This window comes from Mesorhizobium sp. (genome assembly GCF_024509055.1).
Lineage (GTDB): Bacteria > Pseudomonadota > Alphaproteobacteria > Rhizobiales > Rhizobiaceae > Mesorhizobium.
Genome location: NZ_JANINM010000022.1, coordinates 39,453 through 59,497 on the forward strand (window position 1 = coordinate 39,453; position 20,045 = coordinate 59,497).

The following is a 20,045-nucleotide window of genomic DNA, read 5'->3' on the forward strand; positions in this document are numbered from 1 at the left end:
TTGCTTCCTTGCTCTAGCTTGTACTCAGGCCGTCAATCCGACGCCCGTCGGGCCTGGGAAATGGCATGCCGCATAGTGGCCGGGTTCGACCTCCACGAGCGGAGTCGTCGCTTCGGCGCATTTGTCCTGCGCCTTGAAACACCGGGTCCGGAACGGACAGCCCGATGGCGGGTTGATGGGGCTTGGCACATCCCCCTTCAACAGTATCTGCTTGCGTCCGCGTTCGAGATCCGGGTCGGCGACCGGCACCGCCGACATCAGCGCCTGCGAATAGGGATGCAGCGGCCGCTCATAGAGCTTTTCCGCCGGCGCCACCTCGACAAAGCGGCCGAGATACATCACCGCGACCTTGTGCGAGATGTGGCGCACGACGGACAGGTCATGCGCGATGAAGACGTAAGCGGTCCGCATCCTTTCCTGTATTTCCTGGAGCAGATTGAGCACGCCGGCCTGCACCGACACGTCGAGCGCCGAGACCGGTTCGTCCAGGACGAGCACTTCCGGCTTCAATGCCAAAGCGCGGGCAATGACCACGCGTTGACGCTGGCCGCCCGACAATTGATGCGGATAGCGCCGGCCATGCGCGGCGCTGAGGCTGACGAGATCGAGCATCTCCAGCACGCGCTCGCGCCTTTGCGCGCTGCTCATCGTGGTTATGCGCAACGGCTCGGCGATGCTGTCCTCGACGCGCATACGCGGATGCAGCGAGCCATACGGATCCTGGAAGACCAGTTGAAGGTGTCGGCGCATGTCGCGCATCTGCTGGGGGCCGAGCGAGACGACATCTACGCCGTTCACGCTCACGCTACCGGATGTCGGCTCGATCAAACGCAGCAGGCATCGGCCAAGGGTCGACTTGCCGCAACCGGATTCCCCAACCAGCCCCAGCGTCTCGCCAGGCTTCAGGTCGAAGGAGATGTCCGTGACGGCCTTCAACTGGGCGACTTCCCGGCGGACAAGGGTGCCGCCCATGATCGGAAAAGTCTTCGACAAATTGCGAACCGATAGGGCGACGCCCTCGCCGGACACGGCCTGCTTGTTGATCAATGTATCAGCCATTGCTGTGCTCTTTCGCAAGCGCCGCACGGTCGGCGCCGCCCCATGACGGCAGGCTCTCGGCGAAGTGACAGGCCGCCCGGTGGCGGCCGAGCTCGACGACCGGAGGGGCGGCCTTGCGACAGATGTCCTGGGCGAAGCTGCAACGCGGATGGAAGGCGCAGCCCTCCGGCAGCGCGCCAAGCATCGGCGGCGCGCCGGGGATCGAATAGAGTTTCTCCTTCGAGGCCGTCAGCTTCGGGATCGAGTCGATCAGGCCCCGCGTATAAGGATGGCGGGGATTGGCGAAGAGCTCGCGCACTTCGGCCTCCTCGACCACCAGCCCCGCATAGATGACCGCGACCCGATCCGCATGCCCGGCGACGACGCCGAGGTCATGCGTGATCAGGATGAGCGCCAGCCCGAGCTTTTCCTTGAGCTCGCGCAACATGCGCATGATCTGGGCCTGCACGGTGACGTCGAGCGCCGTCGTCGGCTCGTCCGCTACCAGCAGTTCGGGATTGTTGGCGACCGCCATGGCGATCATGACGCGCTGGCGCATGCCGCCGGAAAACTCGTGCGGATACTGGTTGATCCGGCGATCCGGTTGCGGAATGGCGACAAGCTGCAGGAGCTCGAGCACCCGCTCGGTCGCCTTCGCCTTGCCCATGCCCCTGTTGTGGAGGAGAAGCGCCTCACGGATCTGGTCGCCAACCGTCATCACCGGATTGAGCGATGACAGCGGATCCTGGAAGATCATGCTGATCTCGGCGCCTCGCAGCGCGCGCATGTCCCGACGCGGACGGCCCACGAGCTCCTGGCCCTTGAACACGACGGAACCTGTGACGATCGCGTTGCGTGCCTGCAACCCGAGCGACGCAAGCATGCCGAGGGATTTGCCCGACCCGGACTCGCCGACAATGCCCAGGACCTCGCCCTTGGAGAGTTCGATGTCGAGGCCGCGCACCGCCGGCAACACGCGGTCCCGCGACGCGAAGCCGACTTTGAGGTCGCGAATGCGCAGCAACGGTTCACCGGCGGCCTTTTGGCTGGTAACTTCGGCCGCGCTCATTTGGACGACCTCGGGTCAAAGTAATCGCGCAGGCCGTCACCTATGAAGTTGAAGCCGAGGACGACGGTCAGGATGGCCATGCCCGGCCCGAACGCGATCCACCAGCTGTAGAAGAACGTCGCGCCGTCGGAGATCATCGCGCCCCATTCGGGCGTCGGCGGCGTGGCGCCGAGGCCGATGAAGGAAAGCGACGCGGCGAGCAGGATCACCTGGCCGAGATCCATCGTCGCACTGACGAGAATGGGCGTCCAGCACAGCGGCAGGATGTGCTTGGTGAGAATACGGAAATGGCCGGCGCCGGCTGCGACCGCGGCCTCGACATGCTCGCGCTCACGCACTTCGAGCACCTGGGCGCGCATCAGGCGGGCATAGACCGGCCACCAGACGACCACCATGGCGATCGCTGCGTTGCCCAGGCCCGGCCCGAGGGAAGCCGCGACGGCCATTGCCAGCAGGATCGGAGGAAAGGAAAGGGTGATGTCGACCAGCCGCATGATGGCGGCACCGATGAAACCGCCCTTGTAGCCGGAAATGGCGCCCGCGGCCGATCCGATCACCACGGCGCTGACCACGACCAGAAGCGCTATCGGCAGCGAATGCTGCGCGCCATGGATGGTGCGCGAAAGCACGTCACGACCAAGCGCGTCCGTCCCCAGCAGGTAGGTCGAGTTCGGCGCCTGCAACCGCCGGCCCGCGAGTGTGAGTGGGTCATAAGGCGCAAGCCATGTCGGAAACAGGGTGGCGACGAGCCAGAAGAGCACGACGACGCCACCGACCACGAAAGCGGGCGAGGCCCATTCAGGAAGGCGAAAGCGTGCCGATGGCGAGGCTTGAACCGAAGACATCTGCATCACCCTCAGTTCAGGCGCACGCGCGGATTGGCCAGCACATAGGCGATATCCGTGAGCAGATTGGTGATGAGGAACATCACGCCGCCGACGATCGTGACGCCGATGATCGCCGGGAAATCCAGCGAACGCGCCGCGGTCACGGCGTAGCTTCCCATTCCTGGCCAGGCGAAGACCGCCTCGGTGAGCACCGCGCCGGTGATGAGATAGGCGAACGAATAGCTGATCACCGTCAGCACCGGGACCAAGATGTTGCGGAAGGCGTGGCGCAGCACGACACGCAACTCACCGGCCCCCTTGGCCCTGGCGGTGAGGATGAACTCGCGCTCCATCACCTCCAGCATGTTGGCGCGGACAAGGCGCGAAATCGTCCCTGCCACCGTCCAGCCGAGGACGAGCGACGGCAGCACGAGGTGAGCGAGCGCGTCCTTGAAGGCGGCGAAGTTTCCGGCGAGCAGGGTATCGATGGTCATGAAACCGGTCACGACCGGTGGCGGCGACATCCTGGGGTCGATGCGGCCCGGCCCGGGCAATATCTGAAATTTGACCGACAGGAGGAAGAGAAGCGCAAGGCCCAGCCAGAAGATCGGGACGGAGGAGCCGAAAAGGGAGAATATGCGCGCGCCTTGATCGATGGCGGTGTCGCGGTAATAGGCCGCGAGAAGACCGAACACGATGCCTATGACGCTGCCGATGATCATTGCCGCAATCACCAGCTCGAAGGTCGCCGGCAGCCGCGCAACGAGATCGGCCGAGACCGGGCGGCGCGTGACGAAGGACGTCCCCATGTCGCCCTTCAGAAGGTTGCCTACATAGATCAGGTAACGCTCCGGCAAGGGACGATCGAGTCCCCAGCGCTGCCGGGCAGCCGCGACGATCTCGGGATTGTTCATCTGCTGCTCGCTGACGACGGCCGTGAGCGGATCGCCCTTGGTTACCGCCGAAAGCAGGAACGCCATGGTGACGATGCCCAGCAATATGAAGGGCATCGCGATGCTGCGCCTCAGAATGTAGTTCAGCATCGGCCGTCTCTTGGCATTGCGCTCCGCACCTACCCCTGGAGTGAAAGTGCGGCGATATTGACAAGGCTGAAAACACCAGTCAATAGAAATGAAATTAAGTTCCAAATTTCGTACACAGCCTTTCGGGCGCTCTCCGCTCCTGACATAGTGGGGTTCCCGACGGCCCCGAACGGGCCGGCAAAGGTCCCACCAAGCTGTTGGGAGGCAGCATGAGAAAACGAAACAAACCCATCGTAGCGCCGTCGGACGAAGAGCTGGGCCAGCATGCCTCCGCCCTGGTGCGCGGGTTGCAGATCTTGCGCGCCTTCACGCCAGCGGACGTCACGCTCGGCAACCAGGAACTGATCGAGCGGACGGGCCTGCCCAAGGCCACCATATCGCGCCTGACCTACACGCTGGTCGGCCTCGGCTACCTGATCTACGACCCACTGCTCGGTCGGTACAGCATCGGCCCCGCCACCGTTTCGCTCGGCTATTCGGGCCTGAGCAGCAGCGCGGTGATCTACATGGCCAAGCCGCTCATGCAGGCGCTTGCATTCGAGACCGGCGTCGCGGTGGCCATGGGCATGCGAGATGGGCTGGAAATGGTCTATGTCGCCAATTGCCGGCCGGAAACGCCTGTGACGCTCCGGCTGAATGTCGGCTCGCGCCTGCCGATATGGCAGACATCGATGGGGCTCGCCTATCTGGCGGCCATGGAGGAATCGCTGCGCGAGCGGGTTATCCGCCAGCTGGTCGAGACCAATCCCAACGCAAAGGACAAGATCCTGCACGCCATCGACAGCGGGCTTGAAAGCTACACCAAGCATGGCTTCGTCGGCTCGTTCGGGGATTGGTACAGCTACATCAACGCCGTCGGCGTGCCTTTCAGACCCACCGACGGGTCGCAACTGGTGGCCATCACCTGCGGCGGTATCAAGGACCTCGCGCCGGTGGAGGCCTGCCTCTCCGTTTACGTCCCCAAGCTCAAATCGCTGCTCGCGGAACTTCAGAGCCGTCTGATCGGCGCCGTTCCGCCGCCAATGGGCGAACCAACCGCGGCGACGCGGTCCGGCAACGAAGGATAATTTCATGGCGACTGCCGTTGTCTTCCCGAAAGTCAGCCTCGAGACCGACGCCGGAACGATTTCGCGTTGGCTCAAGGAGGACGGGGCGGCGGTCAGCCAAGGCGAAGCCCTGTTCGAGATCGACAACGACAAGGCGGCGGTCGAGGTGGAGGCGCCGGCATCGGGCGTTATCTCTTATGTGCGCGGCGCGGGCGAAGAAGTGCAGGTCGGCGATGTCGTCGCCCATATCCTGCAAGCCAACGAGCAAGTGCCGGCGACCGCCGGCAAGCCGGCTGCAAAAGCGGCGCCGGTGGCAAATCATGCTAACGGCAAGGCCGAAGCGGTACAGCGCAACCCATCTTCCGATCGCATCGTCGCAACGCCGCTGGCGAGGCGCATTGCGGAGCAGCAGCAGATTGACCTACGGGGCATTCGCGGCTCCGGGCCTAGAGGGCGCATCCAGAAGCGCGACGTCATCGATCTGCCGGTCGCGGCACCAAGACCGCTCGCACCAGTGGGCGACTCGTCGCTCAACGCGGTTTGGCTGCAGAAGGACGGCCCCGGCACGCTTGTCGCCCTGCATGGCTTTGCCTCCGACCATAACGCCTGGCGCGGCCTGCTCGCCGCCGGCCGGCCGAGAGCGCGGATGCTGGCCGTCGACCTGCCAGGACATGGACGATCGTTGAAGACAATCCCGAAAGACCTCGACACGATCTGCGCTATGGTCGAGCAGCGTTTGGCCGCCGAAAGTATAGACGAAGCCACCTTCGTCGCCCATTCCTTTGGCGCCGCCGTGGCAGCAAGGCTTGCCAACCGCGGCCTGGTCCGGATCAATTCGCTGTTGCTGATATCGCCGGCAGGGCTAGGCCCGGAAATCCGCCATCAGTTCATCAAGGGCTTCGTCGCCGCCAAGCAGCCGGCCAGCATCCTGCCCTGGCTGCACGAATTGGTGTTCGATCACAGCCTCATCTCCGAGGCATTCGTCCGCAGCGTGGTCGAGCAACGCAAGGACGAAGCCATGTCCAACGCCCTGGCCAGCCTGGCGGAACGCTATTTCTGCGACGGCACGCAGACCTTTTCGATCCGCCCAGACCTCGAGCGGCTTCGCATTCCGGTCCGCATCGCCTTCGGCATGCAAGACCGCATTATTCCGTTCGCCCATTGTCATTCGCTGCCAGGGCGGGTCGGCCTTCACGCTTTCCAGCAATGCGGTCACATGCCTTATCTGGAGCAGCCGGAACTCACGCTCTCCATCGTCAACGAGATGTTGGCGCTCGGACGCGCCGATCACTGAGCTGCCTCCCTCGCGGCGGCGCACGGCGATCGCAGACCCGGTTCCCATGGACCGGCGGACATAGCGCGCCGCAGAGCGCTGAAACGATAATTGTGAGACACCCGATGGCCCTTGAAGCAGACCTCTTCGAACAGCTTCGCGACACGGTGCGGCGCTTTGTGAGAGAACGCCTTGTTCCGCGGGAGGCCGACGTCGCCCGCATGGACAGGATGCCCGCCGAGATCAAGCAGGAGATGCGCGAGCTCGGGCTGTTCGGGCTGTCGATACCACAGGAATATGGCGGCCTCGGCCTCGACATGGAGGAAGAGGTTCACATCACCTTCGAGCTTGGACGCACATCTCCCGCGTTCCGGTCGGTGTTCGGCACCAATAACGGCATCGGCTCGCAGGGCCTGGTGATGGACGGCACCGACATCCAGAAGTCATCGTACCTGCCGAGACTGGCGACGGGAGAATTGATCAGCTCGTTTGCGCTTACCGAGCCGGAGGCGGGCTCCGACGCGGGCTCGTTGCGCACGACCGCTCGCCGGGATGGCGAGGAATATGTGCTCAGCGGCACCAAGCGCTTCATCACCAATGCGCCCTATGCGGATCTATTCACCGTCTTCGCCAGGACCGAGACCGCTCAAAAACCCGGTGGCGCGGTGACGGCCTTCCTGGTCGAGCGGGGAGCGCCCGGACTGTCGCTCGGCAAGATCGACAAGAAGATGGGACAGGCCGGCTCCCACACCTGCGACGTCATTTTCGAGGACTGCCGCGTGCCCGCCGCAGCCGTCCTGGGCGGCGAGGTGGGCCAGGGCTTCCGGACCGCGATGAAGGTTCTGGACCGGGGACGGCTGCATATCTCAGCCTTCTGCGTGGGTATGGCCGAACGACTGATCGAGGACAGCCTGGCCTATGCCATGCAGCGCAAGCAGTTCGGGCAGCCGATCGCCGAATTCCAGCTGATCCAGGCGATGCTCGCGGACAGCAAGGCGGAGGCCTACGCCGCCCGCTGCATGGTGCTCGAAACCGCGCGGTCGAAGGATCGCGGCGAAAACGTCTCCACCGAGGCCGCCTGCTGCAAGATGTTTGCCAGCGAAATGGTCGGCCGCGTCGCGGACCGGGCAGTGCAGATTCACGGCGGCGCCGGTTACATGGAGGAATACGGTATCGAACGCGCCTATCGCGATGTGCGCCTGTTCCGCATCTATGAGGGAACGACGCAGATCCAGCAGATCCTGATCGCCAGGAACATGATCAAGGAAGCCGCGGCCGCGGCTTAGCCGATCTTCAAAAATGCGCGGCGGTCAAAGCTCGATCCATCGCCGCACTGGCTCCAAAGAATAAAGCCCCTGCACCTAATCCGCGCGTTGATAATCGAATTTTTTTCATTATCATCGCTGACATTTCACAACCAAACGACGAGATTGCCGTGAACGCGCATTCCGAAATCAACGCGACCGACCTCGCTTACCACCTGCATTCCCAGACCAATCCGCAGGCCCTTTCGCGGGAGGGCGCCTATATTGTCGTCAAGGGCGACGGCGCGCATGTCATCGACGAAAACGGCAAGCGCTATATCGACGCGATGGCGGGCCTCTGGTGCGCGTCGCTGGGGTTCAACAACGAGCGCCTAGGGCGGGCAGCGGCCAAGCAATATGAAGAGCTCGGCTACTATCACAGCTTCTATGGACGGACGAATCCGAAGGCAGCCGCGCTGAGCAAGAAGCTGGTCGAACTGACCGGCATGTCGGGCGGCAAGACCTTCTTCGTCACCTCGGGCTCCGAGGCCAACGAAACCATGGTTAAGCTCGCCTGGCTCTACCACGCCTCGCGCGGCAAGCCGACCAAGCGAAAGGTGATCGCGCGCGACCGCGCTTTCCACGGATCGACCATCGTGGCGGGATCGATGTGCGGACTGGAGATGATGCACCGGGAGTTCGGGCTGCCGCTGCCTGGCTTCATCCACACCCTTTGCCCCAACAGCTATCGCGTCCAGCTGCCGGGCGAGAGCGAGGCGGAGTTCGTCGCCCGCCTGGCTAGCGAATTCGAACGCATGATCCTCCGTGAGGGGCCTGACACGATCGCGGCCTTCATCGCCGAGCCGGTGATTGCCGGCGGCGGCATCATTCCGCCGCCCAAGGGCTATTTCGAAGCCGTCCAGAATATCCTGACGAAATACGATATCCTGTGCCTCGACGACGAGGTGGTCTGCGGTTTTGGCCGCACCGGCAACTGGTTCGGGCGTGACACGGTGCAGATGGCGCCGGACATGATGTCGCTCGCCAAGGGCATCACCTCGTCCTACTTCCCGCTTGCCGCCGTGGTGGTTTCGCCGAAGATCCTCGACGCGGTCGAGCGCTACAATGAAGGGGGCACCTCTTTCGGCCACGGCTTCACCAACGCGGCGCACCCGGTCGGCGCGGCGGTCGCGGCCGAGACCATCGCCATCTATGAGGAGCTCGATATCGTCTCCCATGTCCGCAAGATCGGCGCGCGCCTGCACCAGGTGCTGACGGACGTGACGAAGGACTCGCCCATTGTCGGCAACCTTCGCGGCGTCGGACTGATGTATGGAGTGGAACTCGTCGAGGACCCGTCGACCGGCTCGCCTTTCGCGCCAGCGCGCCAGGTCGGCGCCCGCCTTGCCGCGAGCGCTTATGAGAACGGCCTTGTCGTTCGCGCCATGCGCGACACGGTCGGCTTTTGCCCGCCCCTCATTATCGACGAGGGCGACGTCGAGGAGATCGGCTCCAAGATGAAGAAAGCGCTGCAGGAAACCGAGAAGGCCATCCAGGCAAAATCGATCTGACAAACAGGGAGCGAGGTGCGCCGACAGCTCCCGAACTCCGGCCGCCGAGTGGCGGCCGGCAAACAACAGACAAGCAGGCGCAGCCGATGCCAGCCCGGCAATCTCCCTTCACCAACGTCTATATCTGCGCCTTCGCGGCCTACGCGTGTTTCTCGATCTCCGACGCTTTCACCAAGGCCCTGCATGGGCCTTTGAGCGTTTTCGAGATAGGCTTCTTCGAGAATGCCTTCGCTTCGGTGGTCCTCCTAGCCATACGCCATGAGAACGAGCGCTGGGTCGAGTTCTGGAAAATGAGCCGCCCCTGGCCCATCCATTTGCGCGCGCTATGCGGCGTGCTGTCCAGCCTTTGCGCCATCTACGCCTTCACGACAATACCGCTGGTCGACGCCTATTCGCTCATCTTCCTGGCGCCGTTCTTCGTGACCGTCATGTCGGTCCTAATCCTGAAGGAACAGGTTGGGCTGTGGCGCTGGTTCGCGGTGCTGCTCGGCTTTGGCGGCGTCCTGCTGGCGGTCAAGCCCGTGTTCCAAGTGTTCCAGCTCGGACATTTCAGTGCGGTTGTAGCCGGGCTCTCAACCGGCACGTCGATCATCATCATGCGAAGCCTGGGCTCTTCCGCCAAGAAGACGAGCATTCTTGGAACGCTGTTCCTCTACCTCGTCTCCATCAACGGCCTTGGCATGGCGGTCCACGGCTTCACAAAGCCCGCCTTGCACGATCTGGTGCTGATGGCGCTGTCAGGCCTCTGCGTCGGTCTTGGCCAATGGGCTTTCGTCAGCGCCGCGCGCTATGGAAGCGCAACCCAGATCGCGCCGGTCGCCTACTCGCAGCTTGGTTGGGCCATGCTGTTCGGCATCATCGTCTTTCGCGAATACCCTGATCTGCCGGCGGTTATCGGCGTAGGCATCATCGCCAGCGCCGGGCTGCTGACGGTCCTTCGCGAGCGCATCCGCCGGATCAAACCGGCAAATCCGCCCGGCATCCGCTAAGGCTTACGTCCTCATCTTCTCGAGCGCGGCGGAAAAGACATCGTCCGTGCCGATCTTTCCAGGCTTGAGGAACAGCGAAATGCGACGGTCGTCATGCGAGACGCAGGAGCCGGCGCCGAGTTCGTCGAAGGGAAGCACCTGCATGCTGCGGATGCCGAGCGCCTGGACGATGGCGCCGGAGGATTCACCTCCCGATACGACGAACTTGCGAACGCCCCTCTCCGCAAGCCCCTTGGCAATGCCGGCCAACACCCCTTCGGCCTTCTTCGCTGCCCCCATCACGCCGAACATCGACTGCGCCCGCGTGACGGCGGCCGGATCGCCGGCGACCGAAAATCCGATTGCCCGCCCGGCATTGAGCTGCGTCTGCGCCCAGTCCAGGGAGCCTTCCGTCAGGACATCGCCCTCTGCCCCGCAGATATCGATGTCAAGAACCGGGTTCGACAGCGCGAAATGGTCGCGCTGCCTCAGCGTAACTTCGCTGCAGCTTCCCACCAGAACGGCTTCTCCACCCTGCCCGCGAACCGGCCGAGGCCGGTCTTGTGCAGCGTGCCTCGCATCTTCGTTCCTCCATTGCGACGCCAGTTCGATTGCCAAGGCGTCGGCGCCTGTTGTGACGCGGTCGCGGCGGAAGATGGCCGCGCCGAGCGCCACATCGTCATTGTCGACGCAGTCCATGAGGAAATAGCGCACGCCCTTGTCCTGCTGTTCACGCACATAATCGTGAGCGAATGCCGAGCCGCGATGCAGGACACGATGCGGCAGCAAGCCAACCTTCTCCGCGGTCTGGCGTTGCAGCACGCGGGCCATGTCGGGGTCGTTCATCGGCGTGATCGGGTCGAAGCGCTTGATCGATTCCGAGATGATGCGATCCTTGTAGAACATGTAGCCTTCATGCACGTAGGTGCGAAGGTCCGGATAGCCGGGACTGAAAATCAGTCGCGGCTGCCGATATTTGCCGATCAGGAAGTCGGCGCAGGGCCCGATATTGCCTTCATCGGTGGAATCGAAAGTGGAGCAGTATTTGTAGAAGATATGCTCGGCGGCGATGGCATCGAGCGCTGTGGTCAGGCGATCCAGCGTGGCGACCGCTTCGGCGGCCGGCATGAAGCGCAGGCGGGTGGCGACAACCAGAACCTCCTGGTCACTGACGGCCGGCAAGATATCCGGATCGCAAACGTAAAGAGCCGGGATGCCTAGCTTTTCGAGGTTGCTGGCAACGAACAGGCCGCCGGTGAAATCGTCGGCAATGACGGCGAACCTGACACTCATGCGAACGATGCACCTCCCCAAGCCCCGTCAATGACTACCCCGCGCTGCCCGGATGCTCCGGCTCAGGCGCAAAGGACCAACTCGGGTTGGTCCCGTCGGCTCATAGGCCGCGATGCCGTCACTCCACCTGCAGATGGGTGACGAACTTGGTGTTCAGGTAAGGCTCCAGCGCATCGGCGCCGCCCTCGGTGCCATAGCCGGAATCGTTGATCCCACCGAAGGGAACCTCCGGCAGCGCCAGGCCGAGATGGTTGATCGAGAGCATGCCCGAGCGAACGCGGCTGCTCATCCTTGCGGCGTTATCGGCCGAGCGCGTGAAGGCATAAGCCGCCAAGCCGTAGTTGAGCCGGTTGGCTTCCTCGATCGCCTCGTCGATGCCATCGACGGGAACCATCAGGGCGACAGGGCCGAACGGCTCTTCATTCATGATGCGCGCGGTCTTCGGCACCCGCGAAAGAACCGTCGGCTCGAAGAAGTAGCCGGCATTGCCCATGCGCTTGCCGCCGGTCATCACCTCGGCGCCGGCCTGCACCGCCTCTTGCACGAGGGCGCCAACGGCCTCGACGCGCCGCTCGCTGACCAGCGGGCCCATCGTCGTGCCATCGGCGAGACCGTCGCCGACCCTGATCGCCTTGGCCGTCGAGGTGAAGACTTCGACGAATTCATCAAAGACGCCCTGGTCGACAAGGAAGCGCGTCGGCGACACGCAAACCTGGCCGGCATTGCGGAACTTGGAACCTGCCATCACCTTGGCGGCGCGCTGGATATCGGCATCCGGCAGGACGATGACCGGGGAATGGCCGCCAAGCTCCATGGTCGAGCGCTTCATGTGCTGCCCCGCCAGCGAAGCCAACTGCTTGCCGACGGCGGTGGAGCCGGTGAACGAGATCTTCTTAATGACCGGATGCGGGATGAGGTAAGAGGAAATGTCGGCCGGCACGCCATAGACGAGATTGACGACACCCGCTGGCACGCCGGCGTCGACGAACGCCCTGACGAGCTCGGCCGGTGAAGCCGGCGTTTCCTCCGGTCCCTTGATGATGATGGAACATCCGGTGGCGAGCGCCGCCGACAGCTTCCTCACGACCTGGTTGAGTGGGAAATTCCATGGCGTGAAGGCCGCGACGACACCGACCGGTTCCTTGACCTCGATCTGGCTGACGCCGCCGGCGCGTGCTGGAATGACCCGGCCGTAGGCGCGGCGTCCTTCCTCGGCGAACCAGTCAATCAGGTCGGCGGCGGCGAGCGTTTCCATCTTGGCCTCGGCCAGCGGCTTGCCCTGCTCTGCGGTCATGACGCGCGCGATCTTCTCGGCGCGTTCGCGCACAAGAACGGCAGCCGCGCGCATCAGCTTGTAGCGCTCGAACGCGGACGTCCTGCTCCAGAGCTGGAAGCCCTTTTCCGCAGCGGCAAGCGCCTCGTCGAGATCCGCGATCTCGGCGTGGGCGAGCCTGCCCAGAAGCGTCTCGTTGGCAGGGTTGATGATCGGCAGGGTCTTGCCCGACGCGGCCGGCTTCCACTCGCCGTCGATATGCAGCAGCACATGTTCGGGGTATGACATTTCCACCAATCTCCTTGTATTTCGATGCGCCTTGCGCGGCTATCGACCGCCCGCCGCCCACCAGGGTCGGCCAGACTCCGCCAGTGCCGCGCAGCCAGTGAGCCGGCCCTCTCGACCGGCGTCCGAATTGCAGGCTTCTGATAGGATATATCGCCCCCGTTTGCTACGGCGCCGGGTGACTTTAGCCGATTTTTTTCGCATTTGTGCGTGCTGCCGGAACGCCGCGCGCAAGCCGTCTGTACGTTCCTCATGATAGGGCCGTGACAGCCGGCGCATGCACCGGTCAGGTCACGTCTCCACCTCAACTTCACCGCCGAACACCCTTGAGACGCAGGGCATCATGGCGGTTCCTTCGGCTCGCTCCGCGGCATCCAGAACATGATCGTTGTGGACGATCCTACCGCTGCAGCGACGCACCTTCAGGCGGCATTTGCCACAGGCGCCGACCCGGCACATGGAATCGATCTCGACGCCCGCATCCTCCAGCGCATCGAGCATCGACTGGTCGGACGAAACCGCGATGACGCGCGTTTCCTTTCCCGGCAGCACGACCGAGAATGGGATACCTCCAACCGTCGTCGCCTTAAACAGTTCGAAGTGCAGGCATGACGGCGGCCAGCCCAAGGCCTCGGCTGTTTCGATCACCGCATCCATCATCTTCGGCGACCCGCAGACATAGACATGGGTGCCGATCCATTGGCCGCGCAGCAGGGCGGAAATATCGAGTCGGGTGCCTGCCGTGCTGTCGTGAATGCGCACTCTTGAGCCGTAGAGGGCCCGAAGCTGCGCGACGAAGGGCGCGGCCCCGGCTGAGCGGACTGCGTAATGCAGTTCGAAGGCAGTTCCCTCACGGTCCAGTTCGGATGCCATGCTCAGAAACGGCGTAATGCCTATGCCGCCGGCAATCAGTAGATGGCGTCTTGCCATCCGATCGATCGGAAAGAAGTTCAACGGCCAGCGCACGGTCAGTTCGTCACCGACGCGGAGATGTTCGTGCAGGAATTTCGATCCGCCCCGGCCGTCAGGCTGATGAAGAACAGAGATCGTGTAGCGGCGCCGATCATCAGGATCGCCGGTCAGCGAGTAGGCGTTGCGCCGAACCCGTCCGCCAATGTCGAGCAGCAGGACCAGATGCGACCCGGGCGAGAAGGCCGGCAGATCGTGTCCCTGCGGATGCTCGAAAGCAAAGCTCTTCACGCCGTCGGCGACAGTTTCGATGCCGGCTAGCCTCAGCCTCAGAAACGCCTTGGCATCCATCACAAAAGCTCTTGCCGCAAGGCTGGAATGTTGGGATCCGAAGGATGGAGAACGACGGCCTGGTAGGCGCCGATGCGGCGTGAGTAATGGTCGCGCACGATCAAGGTCACGTGACAGCGAGCGCAATCGAAGGCGCGGTAAGCGATGTCGTCACTCACCGTCTTGCAATGCACGCACTGGGCGCGACGCGCGCCGGAGCCAGCGAGTTCCGCAAGCATCGTGTCGGCGGCAAGGCCGCGATCGCTCGCCAACCGGCGAACAAGGGAGAGGAAGGACTCGGAGCCGGCGACATAAAGCCGGCTCGCCGCCGGGGCGGTATCCATGCAAGCCGAAAGCGCGGAAGAAAAACCCGGTCCCTCGGCATGCACTTCAAGGCTTGCGGTCGATGCCCGCAACGGGGAGCCAATCCGATGTTCGCGCCCCAGAACATAAACACGTATCGACTCGTCACCTGTCGCGCATGCGGTAGCCAGGAGGCGCTCGATCGCGACCAGGCCAGCTTCGTCCGAGACCACGATATGCCGCTGCGCGGGCCCCCAGGCCAGTTGGCCATAGGCAGGCTTCGACGAACTCTCGATACCGATGGTCAAGGGCGAGGCTCCAGCCGATCGGTGTCGGGGCCGGCACCCGGCGAAAGCGGGCGCCCATCGTCGAAGCGCGCGAGCCAGTCGACGCATTCCTGCCGGAAGTGGATGTTCGCGAACCGCGCAAGCCCGGGATCGAGATCGCGCAAAACCCGGTGCAGGCGCGCCGCCCATTTCGGCACCCGCGCCACATCGCGCAGCGACAGGAGATAGTTGCGCAGGGCGAAGATGATCGCATTGCTGCGCGGTAGGCGGTAGAGTTGCTGGAACTCGCTGCGCACGAAGATATCGTCGGGCACAGACTTGGCTGTTACGCCGTCAATGTCGTGCTGCCAGACGATCTTGTTCTCGAGCGATTTGTCGAGGCGCGGCCGGGCGGAGTGCACCCAGGTGACGCGCCGTTGAGGCGCCTCCGCCGCGAGCATCATGGTCATGCGCAGGGCCTGGTCGATGACCCGGCTTTCGGCCGCCGCTCCAACCAATGTCCCATGCCAGTCGTGCCAGTTCATTCCCAGGATGAAGTCGAACGACCAGCCATATGAAGCTGTCACCATGCCGCCGTCCAGCCACAGCGTGCCCTGGCGCTGATCCATGAGCACGAAGTCGCCCTGGGCCTGGCGGGTGATGTATTCGAATGCCTCGCAGTGAAGCGTCTCGGCCCTGCCGAAGACGAAGTCCCGCGTTTCCCCGAGCAGACGGTTTTCCCACCGGCAGTTCCGGCCCTCGCACCGGTAGGAGAAGCTCTCGGGAAAATCCTGCGCCAGCGCGCGCATGATATAGTCCGTCGCCTCCCATTGCGCCTGCTGCATGTGCGGAAGCATGGCGTAGCGCGAACGATCGTGATCGAGGACTAAGGCGCGCTCGGCGACCTCTTCCAGATAGTGCTCGTCGATATCGAAGAGCGACCGGTAGGCGGCGGTCGGTCCGTTACGCTCCTGGGGCTCGATCCCCACACCCCTCATCTCGAAGCGGTCGGAGTTGAACGGGAAAGGAAAGCGCAGAATGGCCGCGTCCGAATTGCGGAACGTCATGGCGCCGCGAAAGACGTTAGGCGGCAAGTCTGCGGGCTGCGGCGCGATAGCCAAATTCATCTCTCCCCGCATGACCTCGACGGCGCAGGTTGCTTTCGGGCGGAAGGGTTGGGTTCCCGGCGTGAGCCGTCGTTCGAATGCCGCATCCTGGCACTGAGTGGGGCGGAGGGGTCAATCGGCTGAAAGGATGATTTTCCTCAAGCCCGTCTGCCGACTGTGGCGAAGATGTTGATTTGACTTACGATCGAGCGCACCTTTTCGCGCCGGAAACCGGATGCAGTCGAGACGCAAGATGACCGCGACCCAATTTGCCTCGGGCAGCGAGGAGGCCAGGCCAATCGTCGAACTGCTCCGGTTCGCGATGGAAGCGACGCGCATACCTTCGTCCATCTTCTACTGGATCGATGAGAACTTGCGCATGCAGATCGTGGCGAGCGAAGCCGTCGACCCCGACCGGCTCAACATCTACCAGTCGACCTACTACGAACACGACCCTTGCAGTCCGGCGCGGATGATCAGCCAGCAGGTGCGCACCAAGACCTTGAAGCGCGCCTGCACCGAAAACCAGGCTATCGAACTGTACCGCCCGTACATGGCCCTGAGCGGCATTACGGACGCTTTGGAAATGGTCTTCTGGCAGGACGGTCGCGCGGTGGCCGGGCTAGGCCTTGTGGCCAGGGATGATCAGGATTGCGTTTCACTCGAAACCTGCAGGCTGGCCGAGAGCATGCAGCGCTATGTCGAAGCGAGCCTTGCGCTGCATCCCCGGGTGATGCGCGAGCGGGCAAGAACCAAGCTCGCGAAAGACTTCCTGTTGTCGAGGCGGGAATTCGAGGTCGCCGACCTTGTCGGAAAGGGTCTGACGAACCTGGAGATAGGCGAGGAGTTGGCGATTTCCCTGCCCACTGTGAAGACCCATTTGCAGAACCTGTTCGCCAAGCTCGATGTCGGCAACCGCACCTCACTCATCGCCGAGATGCGCAAAGCCGAAGCGTCACGATAACCGCCGCGATCGATAGTCGCCGGCTATCGGCGAGATCGTCCGCACGTCACGCCTGGCCGAAGCGTCCGTTCGCTCAAGGCTGTGCTTGCACTTGCAACGCTCCGTAGTTTTGCAATATGATATATCAAAATAACCTCCGGATCAGACGACATGACAGTTTCGGCATCAAAGAAGGCCGCCCATCCGCCGCTCAATCCGCTGGACAAAGGCGTGCCGGGAACCATCTCCGAGGTCGCGATCGAAGCGGTGGGCGATCGAGGGTGGAACCTTTTGCGGGAAGACATTCCCCTGCCGGCGGCCGTCATCAAGTGGGACGCAATGCGCCATAACCGCGAATGGATGACGTCCTTCCTCGAGGATCGCGGCGTGGACCTTGCCCCGCACGGCAAGACGACGATGAGCCCGTCGCTGTTCGAGATGCAGCTCGACGACGGCGCCTGGGCGATCACCGTTGCGACGGCGCACCAGCTTCAGGTCGCGCGGGCATTCGGCTATTCACGGATATTCTTCGCCAACCAGTTGGTCGGAAGAAGCGCCATCGACTATGTCGTGCGCGAACTGGCAAAGGATCCTGCCTTCGAATTCTTCTGCCTGGTGGACGACCTGTCGAATGTCGAGGCGCTGGCGGCGGCCGCCAGGTCGGCAGGTCTTGACCGGCCCATGAAAATCCTGGTCGAGCTCGGCTACATTGGCGGACGGACCGGATGCCGTACGGTCGAGCAAGCGCTGACCCTCGCTCGGGCTATGCACGCATCAGGCAGCCTGGCGCTGGCCGGTATCGAGGGGTTCGAGGGCCTCCTGCGGGGAACCTCCAACGCGGAGACGCTGGCGCAGGTGGAAAGCCTGCTTGGCTCCATGGTCGAGCTGGCGGAGAAATGCGCTTCCGAGCAATTGTTCGCCGAAGGCACGGTGCTGCTCTCAGCTGGAGGATCGTCGTTCTTCGACATTGTCGCCGCGCGGTTGTCCTCGGCAAAACTCAACCGCGAAACGCGGATCCTGCTGCGCTCGGGCTGCTACATCACCCTCGACTCGGTACTCTACGTCTACGCCATGGACGCGATGCGGGAGCGCGACCAGGCGCTTGCCGACGCGCATGGCGGCCTGGAACCGGCGCTCGAGGTATGGGCCTATGTGCAGTCGCGCCCGGAAACCGAAAAGGCAATCGTCGGGTTCGGCAAGCGGGACACCTCCTATGACGACCTGCCGGTGGCGCTGAAATGGTACCGGCCAAACGGGAGCATGCCCGAGCCGCTTCCCGTACCGAAACGCCATTTCGTCACCAGGCTGAATGATCAGCACTGCCATCTGTCTCTGCCGGCCAGTTCACCGTTGCGGGTTGGCGACATGATCGGCTTCGGCATCTCGCATCCATGCCTGACCTTCGACAAATGGCGGGTCATCCACCTCGTCGATCCGTCCTACCGCATCACCGGCTCGATCCGGACCTATTTCTGACCTACGCTAACGAGACATTTCCTCACAATGAGCAGAAAACAAAAAGCTAAGGTAATGCTGATTACTGGCGCGGCGAGCGGCATCGGGGCTGCAACGGCGCAGGCCGCCGCGCGACAGGGCCACAGGGTCATTCTCGCCGACATCAACGAGCCCGGAGCACATGCGGCGGCAGCCGGGATAGGTCCCAATGCCTCCGCCAGGCGGCTCGACATCCGTTCGGAAGAAAACTGGAATGCCGTTCTCGACGAAGTCTGGTCTGAGCATGGAAGGCTAGACGTGCTGATCAACAATGCGGCGATCGTCCACACGGGTTTTGCCGCCAATGTCCCGGTCGAGAAACACCGGCACACGCTCGACACGAACTTCATGGGTGCGGCCATCGGCATGCTGGCCGCGTTGCCGCGTTTCAAGGCGCAGGGTTCCGGTCACCTGGTCACCATCGCCAGCATGGTCGCCTTCCTGCCCTTCCCGGGCATCGCGAGCTACGCCGCGGCAAAGCATGCCCTGCGCGCCTTCCACCATGCGCTGGCGATCGAGGAACGCCATAGTCCCGTCAGCTTCACGATTGTCTACCCGACGGCGACCGAAACGCCGATGCTGGAACAGGAAGCGCAGGACGACGCCATGGCGCTCGCCTTCGCCGGCAATCCGATGCCGGCCGAGCAGGTGGCGCAGATCATCGTCGAGGCCGTCGCGAAGAAATCGGCCGAGGCCTATATCCCGCCTGAGCGCGGCAGCTTCGTGCGCCAGATCGGCGTGAAGCCCCGCGCGCTGGCGAAGATGTATGAGCTCAACGCGGCCGTCGGAGCTGAGAAACTCAAGGCCCGCCGCGCCTTCGGCGGCACTGCCTGAGATCATTGGCGCAGCGTGCGCTCAGTCTTCCTCGTGCCCTGAGCGGCGCACCGATTTCCGCTTCGGATGCGCCTCGGCCAGCTTGAGCTGTTCGAGGATACGGTAGGAGCCCTCGCGCAGGTCCCTAACCACCAGCTCTCCCGCCTCCGAAGGAGAGCGGCGGGACAGCGCATCGATGATCAGCAAATGCGGATGCACCTCGGACGCGGCCTGCCGGATGTTCGGATACTGATGTGTGACGAACGGACCGGCGAGCAGCCAGAGATTCTCGATGACGCGAACCAGGACGTCGTTGTTCGAGGCCCGGTAGATCGTGAAGTGGAACTCCTGGTTCGCCGACAGGGCAGCCTTCCACTGCTCGGCTGCCTCGGCCTCGACGAAGGCGCCGTGCAAATCCTCCAGCTTGCGAATATCGTCCCCGGTGACATTGACGGCGCTCAGTTCCGCCGCGAGCCGTTCGAGCGGAGCGCGCGTCTCGCGGATGTTGATGTATCTCGGGATGGAGATCACCGGCACCCGGGCCTGGTAGCCGAGCTTCAGCTCGAGAGCGCCCTCGCGCACAAGCTGGCCGACGGCCTCGCGCACCGGCGTCGGCGACGTCTCGTACGCCGCCGCGAGCTTTCGAATGTTCAGCTTGGCGCCCGGCTCGTACTGTCCGGTCATCAAGGCCAGACGCAACCGGGCATAGATCCTTTCGGACAGGCTGTCGCGATTGAGCGCCAGCCCGGCATCGGTTTGCTGTTCATCCGGTTGCATGGTCATGGCGCGTTAGTGCCTTGCGGTGGTGACGGCCGCGCACCTTCCGCACGCCTCGCCGATTATTCTGGCATATACTATTTCAAAATTCGCTTGCCGGCAAAACCGGCCTCGACCCTGAAACACGTTTTGCAATATCAAAACCGCCAGAAATGCCAAGCAAAGGCGGGCAAG

At 63.3% G+C, this 20,045-nt stretch carries 18 protein-coding genes; 8 read left to right on the forward strand and 10 right to left on the reverse strand.

Features of this window, described 5'->3' with window-relative positions; all coding sequences use genetic code 11:
- Positions 1 to 24: 24 nt before the first annotated feature.
- From Q0L57_RS01430 to Q0L57_RS01445, 4 genes are read right to left on the reverse strand one after another with little or no spacing between them, the layout of a single operon-like run.
- A complete protein-coding gene (locus Q0L57_RS01430; protein ID WP_366940849.1) occupies positions 25 to 1,059 on the reverse strand; it encodes an oligopeptide/dipeptide ABC transporter ATP-binding protein in 1,035 nt (344 codons plus the stop codon).
- Positions 1,052 to 2,107: an ABC transporter ATP-binding protein gene (locus Q0L57_RS01435; protein WP_296736725.1), complete on the reverse strand. Its 1,056-nt coding sequence runs from the start codon at positions 2,105 to 2,107 to the stop codon at positions 1,052 to 1,054. Before Q0L57_RS01435 ends, Q0L57_RS01430 begins: the two co-directional genes overlap by 8 nt.
- Entirely contained in the window at positions 2,104 to 2,952 is an 849-nt protein-coding gene (locus Q0L57_RS01440; protein ID WP_296736726.1) for an ABC transporter permease, read from the reverse strand. The genes Q0L57_RS01435 and Q0L57_RS01440 overlap by 4 nt, the downstream gene beginning before the upstream one ends.
- Positions 2,953 to 2,963: 11 nt before the next feature.
- Positions 2,964 to 3,977, reverse strand: a complete 1,014-nt coding sequence (locus Q0L57_RS01445) for an ABC transporter permease (protein WP_296736727.1) — start codon at positions 3,975 to 3,977, stop codon at positions 2,964 to 2,966.
- 209 nt (positions 3,978 to 4,186) lie between these two features.
- Here Q0L57_RS01445 and Q0L57_RS01450 point away from each other — a divergent pair, with 209 nt between their 5' ends.
- From Q0L57_RS01450 to Q0L57_RS01470, 5 genes are all read left to right on the forward strand, one after another.
- The gene (locus tag Q0L57_RS01450) at positions 4,187 to 5,044 is read left to right on the forward strand and encodes an IclR family transcriptional regulator (protein ID WP_296736728.1); all 858 of its coding nucleotides are present in this window, start codon (positions 4,187 to 4,189) and stop codon (positions 5,042 to 5,044) included.
- Between the two features lie 4 nt (positions 5,045 to 5,048).
- Positions 5,049 to 6,317, forward strand: coding sequence for an acetoin dehydrogenase dihydrolipoyllysine-residue acetyltransferase subunit (locus Q0L57_RS01455; protein WP_296736729.1), 1,269 nt, complete (start codon positions 5,049 to 5,051; stop codon positions 6,315 to 6,317).
- Positions 6,318 to 6,421: 104 nt separating this feature from the next.
- Positions 6,422 to 7,582 (forward strand): acyl-CoA dehydrogenase family protein, encoded by a 1,161-nt coding sequence (locus tag Q0L57_RS01460; RefSeq protein WP_296736730.1) that lies wholly within the window; start codon positions 6,422 to 6,424, stop codon positions 7,580 to 7,582.
- A gap of 149 nt (positions 7,583 to 7,731) precedes the next feature.
- Positions 7,732 to 9,111 (forward strand): aminotransferase, encoded by a 1,380-nt coding sequence (locus Q0L57_RS01465; RefSeq protein WP_296736731.1) that lies wholly within the window; start codon positions 7,732 to 7,734, stop codon positions 9,109 to 9,111.
- Positions 9,112 to 9,197: 86 nt separating this feature from the next.
- Entirely contained in the window at positions 9,198 to 10,100 is a 903-nt protein-coding gene (locus tag Q0L57_RS01470) for a DMT family transporter (RefSeq protein ID WP_296736733.1), read from the forward strand.
- 3 nt (positions 10,101 to 10,103) lie between these two features.
- Here the strand turns inward: Q0L57_RS01470 and Q0L57_RS01475 are convergent, their stop codons facing one another.
- The 5 genes from Q0L57_RS01475 to Q0L57_RS01495 form a co-directional block, all read right to left on the reverse strand.
- Positions 10,104 to 11,372: a four-carbon acid sugar kinase family protein gene (locus Q0L57_RS01475; RefSeq protein WP_296736734.1), complete on the reverse strand. Its 1,269-nt coding sequence runs from the start codon at positions 11,370 to 11,372 to the stop codon at positions 10,104 to 10,106.
- Between the two features lie 118 nt (positions 11,373 to 11,490).
- A complete protein-coding gene (locus Q0L57_RS01480; protein ID WP_296736737.1) occupies positions 11,491 to 12,939 on the reverse strand; it encodes an NAD-dependent succinate-semialdehyde dehydrogenase in 1,449 nt (482 codons plus the stop codon).
- A 282-nt stretch (positions 12,940 to 13,221) separates the two neighbouring features.
- Positions 13,222 to 14,307: a PDR/VanB family oxidoreductase gene (locus Q0L57_RS01485; protein WP_296736776.1), complete on the reverse strand. Its 1,086-nt coding sequence runs from the start codon at positions 14,305 to 14,307 to the stop codon at positions 13,222 to 13,224.
- Positions 14,190 to 14,780 carry a dimethylamine monooxygenase subunit DmmA family protein gene (locus Q0L57_RS01490; RefSeq protein WP_296736739.1) on the reverse strand — a complete coding sequence of 197 codons (591 nt, stop codon included), beginning with the start codon at positions 14,778 to 14,780 and terminating at the stop codon, positions 14,190 to 14,192. Before Q0L57_RS01490 ends, Q0L57_RS01485 begins: the two co-directional genes overlap by 118 nt.
- The gene (locus Q0L57_RS01495) at positions 14,777 to 15,859 is read right to left on the reverse strand and encodes a DUF3445 domain-containing protein (RefSeq protein ID WP_296736741.1); all 1,083 of its coding nucleotides are present in this window, start codon (positions 15,857 to 15,859) and stop codon (positions 14,777 to 14,779) included. The genes Q0L57_RS01490 and Q0L57_RS01495 overlap by 4 nt, the downstream gene beginning before the upstream one ends.
- 238 nt (positions 15,860 to 16,097) lie before the next feature.
- Here Q0L57_RS01495 and Q0L57_RS01500 point away from each other — a divergent pair, with 238 nt between their 5' ends.
- From Q0L57_RS01500 to Q0L57_RS01510, 3 genes are all read left to right on the forward strand, one after another.
- The gene (locus Q0L57_RS01500) at positions 16,098 to 16,808 is read left to right on the forward strand and encodes a LuxR C-terminal-related transcriptional regulator (protein ID WP_296736743.1); all 711 of its coding nucleotides are present in this window, start codon (positions 16,098 to 16,100) and stop codon (positions 16,806 to 16,808) included.
- Between the two features lie 150 nt (positions 16,809 to 16,958).
- Complete coding sequence (locus Q0L57_RS01505; protein WP_296736745.1) at positions 16,959 to 18,263, forward strand: amino acid deaminase; 1,305 nt, start codon at positions 16,959 to 16,961, stop codon at positions 18,261 to 18,263.
- A 27-nt stretch (positions 18,264 to 18,290) separates the two neighbouring features.
- Positions 18,291 to 19,115, forward strand: a complete 825-nt coding sequence (locus tag Q0L57_RS01510; RefSeq protein WP_296736748.1) for an SDR family oxidoreductase — start codon at positions 18,291 to 18,293, stop codon at positions 19,113 to 19,115.
- Positions 19,116 to 19,136: 21 nt separating this feature from the next.
- Here Q0L57_RS01510 and Q0L57_RS01515 read toward each other — a convergent pair whose 3' ends face one another.
- Positions 19,137 to 19,877 carry a GntR family transcriptional regulator gene (locus Q0L57_RS01515; RefSeq protein ID WP_296736750.1) on the reverse strand — a complete coding sequence of 247 codons (741 nt, stop codon included), beginning with the start codon at positions 19,875 to 19,877 and terminating at the stop codon, positions 19,137 to 19,139.
- Positions 19,878 to 20,045: the final 168 nt, after the last annotated feature.